Source organism: [Ruminococcus] torques ATCC 27756 (assembly GCF_000153925.1).
Taxonomy (GTDB): Bacteria; Bacillota; Clostridia; order Lachnospirales; family Lachnospiraceae; genus Mediterraneibacter; species Mediterraneibacter torques.
In genome coordinates, this window is the sequence record NZ_DS264345.1 from 132,364 (window position 1) to 145,223 (window position 12,860).

9 protein-coding genes are annotated in these 12,860 nt (G+C 45.9%); 4 read left to right on the forward strand and 5 right to left on the reverse strand.

Annotated elements, in window-relative coordinates; translation table 11 throughout:
- Nucleotides 1–70: 70 nt before the first annotated feature.
- The 5 genes from RUMTOR_RS01845 to RUMTOR_RS01865 are packed head-to-tail and all read right to left on the reverse strand — an operon-like array spanning nucleotide 71 to nucleotide 5,279.
- Nucleotides 71–655, reverse strand: coding sequence for an ANTAR domain-containing response regulator (locus tag RUMTOR_RS01845; RefSeq protein WP_004845336.1), 585 nt, complete (start codon nucleotides 653–655; stop codon nucleotides 71–73).
- Nucleotides 656–688: 33 nt separating this feature from the next.
- A complete protein-coding gene (locus RUMTOR_RS01850) occupies nucleotides 689–1,900 on the reverse strand; it encodes a glutamine synthetase family protein (protein ID WP_004845337.1) in 1,212 nt (403 codons plus the stop codon).
- A 20-nt stretch (nucleotides 1,901–1,920) separates the two neighbouring features.
- Complete coding sequence (locus RUMTOR_RS01855) at nucleotides 1,921–2,643, reverse strand: GltB/FmdC/FwdC-like GXGXG domain-containing protein (RefSeq protein WP_004845338.1); 723 nt, start codon at nucleotides 2,641–2,643, stop codon at nucleotides 1,921–1,923.
- Nucleotides 2,644–2,679: 36 nt separating this feature from the next.
- Nucleotides 2,680–4,185 (reverse strand): glutamate synthase-related protein, encoded by a 1,506-nt coding sequence (locus RUMTOR_RS01860; RefSeq protein ID WP_022003067.1) that lies wholly within the window; start codon nucleotides 4,183–4,185, stop codon nucleotides 2,680–2,682.
- Nucleotides 4,182–5,279 (reverse strand): class II glutamine amidotransferase, encoded by a 1,098-nt coding sequence (locus RUMTOR_RS01865; RefSeq protein WP_009243171.1) that lies wholly within the window; start codon nucleotides 5,277–5,279, stop codon nucleotides 4,182–4,184. The genes RUMTOR_RS01860 and RUMTOR_RS01865 overlap by 4 nt, the downstream gene beginning before the upstream one ends.
- 454 nt (nucleotides 5,280–5,733) lie before the next feature.
- On the opposite strand from RUMTOR_RS01865, the gene RUMTOR_RS01870 reads away from it, so the two are divergent.
- From RUMTOR_RS01870 to RUMTOR_RS01885, 4 genes are all read left to right on the forward strand, one after another.
- On the forward strand, nucleotides 5,734–7,836 hold the full coding sequence (locus tag RUMTOR_RS01870) for a glutamine synthetase III family protein (protein WP_004845342.1): 2,103 nt from the start codon (nucleotides 5,734–5,736) through the stop codon (nucleotides 7,834–7,836).
- A gap of 28 nt (nucleotides 7,837–7,864) precedes the next feature.
- On the forward strand, nucleotides 7,865–9,577 hold the full coding sequence (locus tag RUMTOR_RS01875; RefSeq protein WP_004845343.1) for an ammonium transporter: 1,713 nt from the start codon (nucleotides 7,865–7,867) through the stop codon (nucleotides 9,575–9,577).
- Nucleotides 9,578–9,642: 65 nt separating this feature from the next.
- The gene (gene asnB, locus RUMTOR_RS01880; protein WP_009243169.1) at nucleotides 9,643–11,223 is read left to right on the forward strand and encodes an asparagine synthase B; all 1,581 of its coding nucleotides are present in this window, start codon (nucleotides 9,643–9,645) and stop codon (nucleotides 11,221–11,223) included.
- A gap of 21 nt (nucleotides 11,224–11,244) precedes the next feature.
- On the forward strand, nucleotides 11,245–12,858 hold the full coding sequence (locus RUMTOR_RS01885) for a CTP synthase (RefSeq protein ID WP_004845345.1): 1,614 nt from the start codon (nucleotides 11,245–11,247) through the stop codon (nucleotides 12,856–12,858).
- The last annotated feature ends 2 nt before the right edge of the window (nucleotides 12,859–12,860 follow it).

Sequence of the window (12,860 nt, forward strand, 5' to 3'; positions counted from 1 at the left end):
ACAGAATAAAAACATAATTTTACCTCCCTGCACTTCTGATAATAAAGTCGGAAGTGGAAGGAGGAGAAGATCAAGTATAAGTCTTGACAATTTCTTCGGCAATGGATCGCTTTGGAATACAGCGATCCATTGCCTGTTTTTCTATGTAGCGGTGAGCTTCCGGTTCACTCATAGAAAGTTCACTGATCAAAAACCATTTCGCTTTGTTGACCAGACGGATTTCCGCCATTTTTTCCTCGATGGATAAAGATTTCTTTTCAAGCTGCCTTAAACGCTCGCGGGAACTTTCCATCCAGCTTAACGCCTGAAGGAGGGTCGGTTTTGAAGTTGGCTTTGGAAGTGTAAACACTCCATATTCGGCAACCTTGTCATGAATATCAGAGTGAATATCCCGTTTTACTAAAAGCAGAACGGCGATCTGTCTGGAGGAACAAAGGTCGATCGCAAAACGAACGCCGATATCATCAGACAGAGGAGAATTGATAATGACAAAATCGAAAGACTTTTCTTTTAACATTCGTTTCGCTGCGCTGACACTTGAAGCCGTAAGAACAGGATAATACCGGATTTCAGGAAGAGAGCCGATAAAGGCAGAGGCAAAACTGTCTGTCGAAGATACAACAAGAATACTGTATGTACGCTCTTTTAGACTCATTTTATGCTCTCCTTTCTTTGGAACTCGTATAAATTACTGTTTGCAATAAATGTTTAAGATCGCGTCAGGTATATATTTCTTGATAAAAGAACTGTTTGCGGCAAGAAAACAGGCTGTTTTAAAGTCTTTCGGAAGTTGGCCAAAGCGCGCAAGCGTATCTTTATCAGCCCGATACAGATTGATATCGGCAGGAGCGGGGAGCTCTGTTTTATTACGGATTCCGTCGAGGACCGCGTAAATGATCAAGGCAAACGCCAGGTAGGTGTTGGTGGACGGATCAGGAGAACGAAGCTCTACGCGCTGATATTCGCCCAGCGCCGCGGGAACACGGACGAGCTGGGAACGGTTCTCTTTTGACCAAGAGATGTAGAGCGGCGCTTTATTTTGTCCAAAACGTTCATAGGAATTTTCAAGCGGATTCAAAAAAAGAGTCATCTCCGAGATTTTATCCAGAATACCGGCAATTACAGCGTCCATATAATTAAATTCGCGATCGGATTTGACGGAAATGTTAATATGAAAACCATTGCCGGGCTGATCACGAAGGGGTTTTGGGGAAAAATCGGCACAGAGACCGTTTCTTAACGCAACAGCTTTAACTACAGTCTGAAAAGTCAAGGCGTTATCGGCCGCCGTCATAGGGTCGGAGTAGCGAAAATCGATCTCATTTTGCCCCGGTCCTTGTTCGTGGTGGGAACTTTCGGGATGAATGCCCATTTGTTCAAGAGTCAGACAGATCTCTCGTCTGATATTTTCACCTTTGTCTTCCGGAGCGATATCCATATATCCGGCATGATCATATGGGATCATGGTAGGTTCGCCAAAGTCGTCTGACCGGAAAAGATAGAATTCCTGTTCCGTACCAAAAGAAAATTGCAATCCCTCTTCAGAGGCTGCTTTAATGGCTTTTTCCAGAAGCGCACGGGAATCATACTCAAAAGGCGTGCCGTCTTGATGCGTGATATGACAGAACATCCGAACTACACTGCCTTCTTCCGGTCTCCAGGGAAGAGGCATCAAAGTATCCGGTTCTGGATGAAGAAATAGATCTGAATGAGTCTCATCACCAAATCCATCGATGGCGGACGCGTCAATGGCGATACCGTAAGAAAAGGCTCTTTGAAGCTCATCAGGCATGATGGATATGTTTTTCTGTTTTCCGAAAACGTCGCAGAAAGCCAGACGGATAAACTTAACGTCCTCTTCCTGAACATACTGTATAATTTCTTGCTGGGAATATTTCATAGTCTTCCACCTCTTTCACGTTAATTTGCTACATACATCTGTTTATACGGATTCTTGCTGTTCGGGGTGACAAGAGTAAAAGGAGAGGAGAGAATGGTTTTCAGGTCATAGTGAAAATCGCTGCAATATTCCTTCAGATCATCCATGATTCCCTGCAAGTCTTCAAAAGAAGCAATATCTGCCGTCACCTGCGGAGGAAATTTCAGATTCCTGCAGTCGCCCCGCAGAAACAGCTTTCCGCCGTGCATACCGGTACAGGGGAAATTGCCGATGATCGGATGATGATCTTCCTGTAATCCTAATACAATCAGAATCCCTCCGGCCTGATATTCCCCCAGAAAACTGCCGGCGCATCCTCCGATAATCATTATCGGAACTTTCTTTTTATATTCTTTCATATGAATGCCCGCCCGGTAGCCGGCATGGTCGCGAACATAAATTTTACCGCCTCTCATAGCGTATCCGGCCGCATCTCCGGCGCTGCCATGAATCAAAATCTTTCCTGCGTTCATCGTATCGCCTACGGCGTCCTGCGCATTTGCGTTTACGGTAATAGAGGCGTTATTTAGGTAGGCGCCGAGAGCATTGCCGGAAATTCCATTGACGGTAATATTCCGGTCAGACATTCCGGCGCCGATAAAGCGCTGTCCGCAGCAGCCTTCGATCACATAATCGTGTTCCGGCTGCCGAAGGACTTCGTTTAAAGTTTTATAATCTAGTGCAGCAGCATCTATCACTTTCATAGTATAACACATCTCCTTGATAAAATGATATTGTTTTTATTCTCCGGCATGGGAAATGCCAAGTATTTCAAGTTCTTTTTCGTTTAGCCCGATTCCGCGGAGCATAAGACGGTTGCCCCGGAGAGCTTCGATGGAGTTAATTCCCATACCTCCCATAAGTTCTTTGATTTCATGTTTCCAGGCAGTCATCAGATTGATAAGCCGACGGCTTCCCGTCTGCGGATCAAGTCTTTCCACAAGTTCAGGATTCTGCGTGGCGATCCCCCAGTTACACTTGCCGCTTTGACACGTGCGGCAGAGATGACACCCAAGAGCCAGAAGCGCGGCTGTTGCAACATAACAGGCGTCCGCTCCAAGGGCTACTGCTTTTACCACATCGGAAGCGCTGCGGATACTGCCGCCTGCTACGAGCGAAACGTGATTTCGGATTCCTTCATCACGAAGCCTCTGATCCACTGCCGCCAGAGCGAGCTCTACAGGGATTCCCACATTGTCGCGTATTCTGGTAGGAGCGGCGCCGGTGCCTCCGCGGAAGCCGTCGATAGCGATAATGTCCGCGCCGCTGCGTGCAATTCCGCTGGCGATGGCTGCGATATTATGGACAGCCGCCACTTTTACGATAATCGGTTTTTTGTATTCCGTAGCCTCTTTCAGAGAACAGACCAGCTGCCGCAGATCTTCAATAGAATAGATATCATGATGAGGCGCGGGGGAGATGGCGTCAGAGCCTTCAGGGATCATTCTGGTGCGGGACACGTCTCCTACAATTTTAGTTCCCGGAAGATGCCCTCCGATTCCCGGTTTTGCGCCCTGTCCCATTTTGATCTCAATGCCGGCGCCGGCGTTTAAATATTTTTCATGAACGCCAAAGCGTCCTGACGCTACCTGTACAATGGTGTTTTCTCCATAGCAATAAAAATCTTCATGGAGACCACCTTCTCCTGTATTATATAAAATCCCAAGCTCTTTTGCAGCGAGAGCCAGTGATTTGTGCGCATTATAACTGATAGAGCCATAGCTCATGGCGGAGAACATGACCGGCATAGAGAGTTCCAGCTGCGGGGGAAGCTCACAGTCTAAAGAACCGTCCGCCATCCGATGCACTTGTTCCGGTTTCTTTCCAAGATAAATCCGGGTTTCCATAGGCTCTCTTAGAGGGTCGATGGGAGGGTTGGTTACTTGCGAAGCATTGATTAAGATGCGATCCCAATAAACGGGAAGAGGATTTGGGTTTCCCATGGAAGAGAGCAGGACTCCGCCGCTGTTTGCCTGTTTATAAATTTCTTTCATCATATTTTCCGGCCAGTTGGCATTTTCGCGTAGAGAACAGTCGCTCTTTACGATTTTTAAAGCTCTGGTGGGACAAAAGGAAACACATCTTTGGCAGTTTACACAGTTGCTTTCGTCACATACCATCTGTTTGGTTTCACTATTGTAGGAATGTACGCCATTGGCGCATTGCTGCTGGCAGATACGGCAGGTAATGCAGCGGTTTTCATTTCGGATCACTTCAAACTCAGGGTAGATAAATTCAATGCTCATAATAAAACACCTTCCTTTACTGTTACGATAACCGGTTCTCCGCCGGCGGGAGCCCAGATATTTTCGGCATCCGGTTCCATGGCTCGGATGGCTGTTTCTTCACTGGCAATATAAACCATATCTTTTTTTTCTCCTACGACCATGGAGCGGAGCTTCAGCCGGTCATTGAGCGCCATAAGCCCTCCGTTGAAACCGAAAACAATGGAGAAAGGTCCGGTGATCAGAAGGCTGGGGAACAGAGTTCGTAAGTAAGTGTGCTTTTTCTGATCTGCAAGATCTGTTTTTGCTGCAATGGTGCTCCAAAAGGGGGCGGCAATTACGCTGGCAGCTTCTCCAAGAGTCAGATTCTGCCTGCGGAGCAGATAGTCTAAAATATACGTGATGACTTCCGTATCCGTCTGAAGGGTACACTTATATCCAAACATTTCCATAAAACGGCGGTTGGCATCATAGGAAGAAATTTCACCGTTATGTACAACGGAAGAATCCAGAAGAGCAAAGGGGTGAGCTCCGCCCCACCAGCCCGGAGTATTGGTAGGATAGCGGCCGTGGGCAGTCCAGGAATATCCCTCGTATTCGTCTAATTTATAGAAAATACCGATGTCTTCCGGGTATCCCACTGCTTTGAAAGTTCCCATGTTTTTGCCGCTGGAAAAGACATAAGCTCCCGGCATCTCCGTATTGATCTTCATGACTGTACGTACCACATATTCCTTTTCATCCAGCTGCATAGACGTCAGAAGAGACTTCAAAGGAGCTACAAAGTATCTCCAGATGATAGGCTCATCTGTGATCAGAGGCGTTTTTCTTGTGGGGATAATTTCTGACTGTACGATCTCAAACCGTTCTTTTAAAAACGCCTCGCATCCTTTTCTGGCAGCTCTGCTGTCAAAAAACATATGAAAGGCATAAAAGTCTTTATATTCCGGATAGATTCCATAACCGGCAAATCCGCCGCCAAGACCATTGGATCGGTCATGCATGGGTTTCATAGCATTTGTGATCGTTTCCCCGGACATTTTATTCCCGTCTCTGGAAATCATAGCTGCGATGGCACATCCTGAAGGAATCCTTACCTGACCTTCTGTTTTCATTTTCCATTTCATTCCTTTCTTTTTGATCTTATACAATAAAAACAAAGACGCTCATTTTGAAAGCAGAAAAATTCTGATTCCTAAATGAACGCCTTTGCTCATATGCATACTTATACAACGATTAGGAATGTTTGTCAATCATAATTTGATTGAGTTTTTGCAGAACGATGCGCGGATTCCTTTATCTTTCTTATTTCATATGTGTTTCCGTAAGTGGTTTTCGCAGGCTGAACGGTTATAATTGTACTTGTAAAAATACAAAAAAAGGAATTGACAAAGAGGTTTGTCCGGTGTTATCATGCAACACGTAAAGGCAAGGGCGTCTTTGAGAACACAATCTCAGAGACGCTTTTTCCGTTGTTGCAAAGAAACAGATAGAAAAAGGCAAGGGCGTCTTTCATGTGGATAGCAGGAAAGGCATCCTTGTCTTTTTTCGTGCGAAAGGAGTGTCGTTATGAAGAAGAAAAATGTTTCCAAATATTTTGGCTGTATGGTGTTTGATGACAGGGTTATGAAGGCAAGTTTATCTTCAAAAGTATATCAGTCATTGAGAAAAACCATTGATGAAGGTGAACAATTAGACAGCAGCGTAGCAGACGTTGTGGCAGAAGCTATGAAAGAATGGGCTGTATCGAAAGGCGCAACACATTACACACACTGGTTTCAGCCGCTGACCGGAATCACAGCAGAAAAACATGACAGCTTTATTTCTCCTTCTCCAAACGGAGGCGTTATCATGGAATTTTCGGGTAAGGAACTGATCAAAGGAGAGCCGGATGCCTCTTCCTTCCCTTCCGGAGGTTTAAGAGCTACCTTTGAGGCAAGAGGATATACCACATGGGATCCGACTTCCTATGCGTTTATTAAAGGAAAAACCTTATGTATTCCCACAGCTTTTTGTTCTTATGGAGGAGAAGCGTTGGACAAGAAAACGCCGCTGCTTCGTTCCATGAAGGCATTGAATAAGCAGGCGCTTCGGATTCTCCGTCTGTTCGGCAATGAAAAGGTATCATACGTTATTACTTCTGTAGGACCGGAACAAGAATACTTCCTGATTACAAAAGAAATGTATGATCAAAGAAAAGATCTTCAATTTACAGGACGCACTTTATTTGGAGCAAGACCTCCGAAAGGACAGGAGATGGATGACCATTATTTCGGTGTGATCAAGCCAAGAGTAGAGGCTTACATGGCGGACTTAAATGAGGAACTCTGGAAGCTTGGAATCCTTGCAAAGACACAGCACAATGAAGTGGCTCCGGCACAGCATGAGCTGGCGCCGATCTACACAACGACCAACATTGCTACGGATCACAACCAGCTGACGATGGAAATCATGCAAAAAGTAGCCGCACGGCATGGATTGGTTTGTCTTCTTCATGAGAAACCGTTTGCAGGAGTGAATGGAAGCGGAAAACATAATAACTGGTCCATCTCCACTGATACAGGCGTAAACCTGCTGTCGCCGGGAGAAACACCTTATGAGAATGCGCAGTTTTTACTGTTTCTGTGCGCAGTGATCAAAGCGGTGGATGATTATCAGGATCTGCTGAGGCTGTCTGTTGCAACCGCAGGAAACGATCATCGTCTGGGAGCAAATGAAGCGCCGCCGGCTGTTGTGTCCATGTTTCTGGGCGATGAGCTGAACGGAGTCTTAGAGGCGATTGAAAAAGATATTCCTTATGAAGGAGCGGAAAAAACACAGATGAAGCTGGGTGTGGATGTCCTTCCGAAATTCAATCGGGATACTACGGACAGAAACCGTACTTCACCTTTTGCTTTCACAGGAAATAAGTTTGAATTCCGTATGTTGGGATCTTCCAACAGTATCGCATGCGCCAACATGATGCTTAACAGCGCAGTGGCGGAAAGCCTGAAGATCTATGCGGACAGACTGGAAAAAGCAGAGAATTTTGAAGAAACCCTTCATGCCATGATCCGCAAGACGATCAAAGATCACAAGAGGATTATTTTCAATGGAAACGGTTATGACGATGCATGGATAAAAGAAGCAACGGAAAAGCGCGGACTGATGAACTATCCGTCAACGCCGGACTGTATGCCGCATCTGCTGGATGAAAAAAATGTCAGGATGCTTACTTCACATAAAGTATTCTCCAAGGCGGAACTGGAATCAAGATGCGAGATTATGCTGGAAAACTACTGTAAGACGATCGTAATAGAAGCAAATACTATGGTGGATATGGTTAAAAGAGAGATCATTCCGGCTGTGGAAGCCTACGCAATGGAACTGGCAAGGACAGCTTCTGCGAAGAAACGTGTCGATGAGACATTGGCATGCCGTTATGAAAGCGGCCTGATAAAAAAACTCTCTACACTTACAGACCAGATGGCAGTCAGGACGGATGCATTGGAAACAGCTCTGATAGAACTTCAGGACGTGAAGGATATTGTGGCGCAGTCTTATCAGATCCGGGATACAGTATTGACCAGAATGCAGGAGTTACGAATTGCCTGTGATGAAGCGGAAACCGTTACAGCAAAAAAATACTGGCCGTTCCCAACCTACGGGGATCTGCTTTTCAGCGTAAAATAGCAAAGATAACAAAAAGGGAGGGGTTATCATGTACAGTTCTGTAAATACAATCTGGGTATTATTTGGCACAGCTCTGGTCTTCTTTATGCAGGCAGGTTTTTCCTTGTGTGAAGCGGGATTTACAAGAGCGAAAAACACCGGAAATATTCTGATGAAAAACCTGATGGATTTCTGCATTGGAACACCGGCATTCTGGCTGGTAGGATTCGGACTGATGTTTGGAAAAGGTTCCGGAATCATTGGCAGCTTTGACCCGCTGATCCGGGGCGAGTACAGCCAGGCGCTTCCTTCAGGCGTTCCTCTGTGGGCGTTTGCGATCTTCCAGACTGTCTTTTGTGCGACATCCGCCACGATTGTGTCAGGAGCAATGGCAGAGAGAACAAAATTCAGCGCTTACTGTATTTATTCTGCAGCGATCTCACTTCTGATCTATCCGGTTTCTGGCCACTGGATCTGGGGAGGAGGATGGCTTTCCCAGATGGGATTCCATGATTTTGCAGGATCTACAGCCGTACATATGGTAGGAGGCATCTGCGCTATGATCGGTGCGAAAATCTTAGGTCCGCGTATTGGAAAATACGATAAAAACGGAAAACCGCAGGCGATTTTAGGGCATAACCTTACATTTGCAGCGCTTGGCGTCTTTATCCTCTGGTTCTGCTGGTTTGGATTTAACGGAGCTTCTACGGTAGGTATGGACAGTGATGCCCTGATAGAAACAGCGGGAAGGGTATTCTTTAATACTAACCTGGCAGCTGCTGTCGCCTGCTGCGCGGCTTTGATTTTCACCTGGATACGTTACAAGAAACCGGATGTCTCTATGACTTACAATGCAGCATTGGCAGGTCTGGTAGGCATTACAGCGGGCTGCGATGCGGTAGATGCGGTCGGCGCGGCGGTCATTGGAGTTGTCTGTGGAATCCTGATTGTACTGGCGATAGAATTTTTTGATAAAATTGCAAAAATAGACGACCCTGTAGGCGCTGTTTCCGTACACTGTGTCTGCGGCGCTGCAGGAACGGTTCTGACCGGTCTGTTTGCCACAGGGGAGACTACAGAGGCAGGACTTTTCTATGGAGGCGGCGCGCACTTTCTGGGAATCCAGGTATTAGGCGTGCTTGCTGTAGCAGCGTATGTTGCGGTGGTTATCACCATTGTATTTTTAGCAATTAAACATACCATCGGGCTGCGTGTAAAACCGGAAGAAGAGCTTGCCGGATTGGATGTTTCGGAACATGGACTGTTTACCGCATATGCCGGATTTTCTATGCTGCCGGACACCATTGCGGAGGATGTGGACACCAATACGGTCTTTGCCATGGGAGATGTGCCGGAAGCTGAAGCTGTACCGGTGAAGACGGTTCCTGCATTTGAAGAAGGAACGCCGAAATTCACGAAGGTGGAAATTGTCTGCAAGGAATCAAAGCTTGAGGCATTAAAAGCGGCAATGATGAATCTGGGAATTACAGGCATGACCGTATCGCACGTTCTTGGATGCGGCGTACAGAAAGGAAAACCGGAGTATTACCGCGGCGTACAGATTGAGGCAAACCTGCTTCCGAAAATCCAGGTAGAAATCGTGGTGAGCAAAGTTCCTGTCCGCAGTGTTATCGAAACGGCTAAGAAAGTGCTTTATACAGGACATATCGGAGACGGTAAGATTTTCGTTTATGATGTGGAAAATGTTGTAAAAATCAGAACCGGTGAAGAGGGCTTTGATGCTCTGCAGGATGTAGAATAAATTTAAAATAAGGGAACTGTTTACAGCGCGCATGGAACAGTTCCCGAAAAATGGAGGTAAAATGTATGTGTTCGATTATGGGATATTGCGGACCGGTAGTCGATTTAGATAAATTTAAAGAAGGTTTCCAAAGAACCATTTCCAGAGGTCCGGATGACAGCCGGATCGTTGATACGGGAAATGGTCTTCTTGGATTTCACAGACTGGCCATTATGGGATTAACACCGTCCGGAATGCAGCCTTTCCAATTGGATGGAAGTTACGTGGTCTGCAACGGAGAAATTTATGGATTTGAAAAGATCAAAGAAGAATTGTCTGACCGATATAGCTTTGCAAGCGATTCAGACTGTGAGATCCTTCTGCCCTTGTATAAAGAATATGGCACAGATATGTTTGCTATGCTGGATGCAGAATTCGCATGTATTCTCTATGACGGCGATACAGGTGAATATATTGCGGCAAGAGATCCCATTGGAATCCGTCCTCTCTATTACGGATATGATGAAAAAGGTGTGATCCTGTTTGCAAGTGAAGCGAAAAACCTGGTAGGGCTTACTGACAAAATCATGCCTTTTCCTCCGGGATATTATTATAAAAACGGCAGTTTTACCTGCTATTGCGATATAACAAAATCAGAACACATATGCCGGGATGATTTAGAAACCGTATGCCGGAATATCTACGACCTGCTGATCGAAGGAGTAAAGAAACGGCTTGTAGCGGATGCGAAGGTAGGTTTTCTGCTTTCGGGCGGGCTGGATTCCTCGCTCGTCTGTGCGATCGCCGCTAAAGAGAGCCGGAAACCTATCCGTACGTTTGCCATCGGGATGCGTGAAGACGCCATTGATTTAAAGTATGCGAAGCAGACAGCAGAGTACATCGGAAGCGAACATACGGAAATATATATGACGCCGGAGGAAGTGATCGATACGCTGGAAGAGGTGATTCATGTTCTGGGGACTTACGATATTACTACGATACGTGCATCTGTGGGTATGTATCTGGTATGTAGGGCAATTCATGAGCAGACAGATATCCGCGTACTTCTCACCGGTGAAATATCGGATGAATTATTTGGATATAAATATACTGATTTCGCCCCCGGTCCGGAGGCGTTCCAAGAAGAATCCGTGAAAAGAATCCGTGAACTTCATATGTATGATGTACTAAGGGCAGACCGCTGTATCTCTTCCAATTCTCTTGAGGCAAGAGTTCCGTTCGGAGATCTGGATTTTGTGACTTACGTTATGGCAGTCGATCCGGAACTGAAAATGAATCATTACGGAAAAGGGAAATATCTTCTCCGTCATGCATTTCAGGAGGATTCGTACCTTCCGCAAGAAATCCTGTGGAGAGAAAAAGCAGCGTTTTCAGACGCAGTAGGTCATTCCATGGTGGATTATCTGAAAGAATACGCAGAATCCGTTTACACAGATCAGGAGATGGAAACATTATCAGAAAAGTATACCTATGCACGTCCGTTTACGAAAGAATCTTTGTTGTACAGGGAAATCTTTGAAAAATATTATCCGGGGCAGGCGGAAATGATCGCCGGATTCTGGATGCCGAACAAAGAGTGGGAGGGGTGTGACGTCAATGACCCTTCAGCCAGAGTGCTTTCAAACTATGGAGAAAGCGGAAAATAATAGAAAGAGGAATGACAATTTATGACAAAGTATATTTTTGTGACCGGAGGCGTGGTATCCGGGCTTGGAAAAGGAATTACGGCAGCCTCCCTTGGGCGGCTTTTAAAAGCCAGAGGTTATAAGGTGGCCGCTCAGAAGTTAGATCCTTATATTAATGTAGATCCGGGAACTATGAGCCCGTATCAGCATGGAGAGGTGTTTGTCACGGAAGACGGCGCGGAGACAGATCTGGATCTGGGACATTATGAGAGATTTATTGATGAAAACCTGAATAAATATTCCAATCTGACGACAGGAAAAGTCTATTGGAATGTGTTGAATAAGGAAAGAAGGGGAGAATATCTGGGCTCTACTGTTCAGGTGATCCCGCATATCACCAATGAAATCAAAGAATTTGTCTATCGCGTAGGGAAACAGACGGATGCAGACGTGGTAATTACGGAAATCGGAGGAACAATAGGAGATATTGAATCCCAGCCTTTTTTAGAAGCAGTCCGCCAGATTTCTCTGGAAGTGGGACGGGAAAACAGCCTGTTTATTCATGTGACACTCGTCCCTTATTTAAGCGGCTCGGACGAACACAAATCAAAGCCTACGCAGCACTCTGTACGGGAACTGCAGGGAATGGGAATCCACCCGAATCTCATTGTACTTCGGTGCGATAAACCTTTGGAGGAATCTATTTTTCAGAAGATTTCTCTTTTCTGCAATGTGAAGCCGGACTGCGTGATCGAAAACCGCACGCTGTCAAATTTATATGAAGCGCCCCTTATGTTGGAGCAGTCCGGCTTTTCTTCTGTAGTTTGCAGAGAGCTTCATTTAGAGGCAAAGGAAGCCCGGCTTGAAGACTGGAAAAAAATGGTGGAACAGATAAAAAATCGTACCCGGGAAGTACATATCGGACTGGTCGGGAAATATGTAAAGCTTCATGACGCCTATCTGTCCGTAGTGGAAGCTTTAAATCATGCAGGCTATGCGCAGAATGCTTATATCCGTATTCATTGGATCGATTCAGAGAATATTACGAAAGAAAACGTAGCTCAGATTTTCCGGGGAATACACGGGATCATCGTTCCCGGCGGTTTTGGAAACAGAGGAATTGAAGGAATGATCACTGCAGCTGAATATGCCAGAAAGAATCGGATTCCTTATTTCGGGATCTGTCTTGGCATGCAGATTGCCGTCATTGAATATGCCAGGAATGAGGCTGGACTTCCGGAAGCACATTCCGGGGAATTTGATGAGCAGTGCAGGGACAAGGTTATTGATTTTATGCCGGGACAAAGTGATGATATTGATAAGGGAGGCACACTCCGACTTGGAAATTACCCTTGTGTGATTCAGCCGGGAACACAAATGGAGCATTGCTATCAGCGCTCGGTCATTCAAGAGCGCCATCGTCACCGCTACGAATTAAATAATCAGTACCGCGAACTGCTTACCGATGCAGGTCTGGTGATCAGCGGAACTTCCCCTGATGGCCGTTTGGCAGAAACCATCGAGCTTGCGGATCATCCGTTTTATATCGGAGTGCAGTTTCATCCGGAATTTACAAGCCGCCCCAACCGGCCGCATCCGCTGTTTCAAGGATTTATTTCAGCGGCTTTCCATGAAAATACGAAACAAGAGGAGTGAAC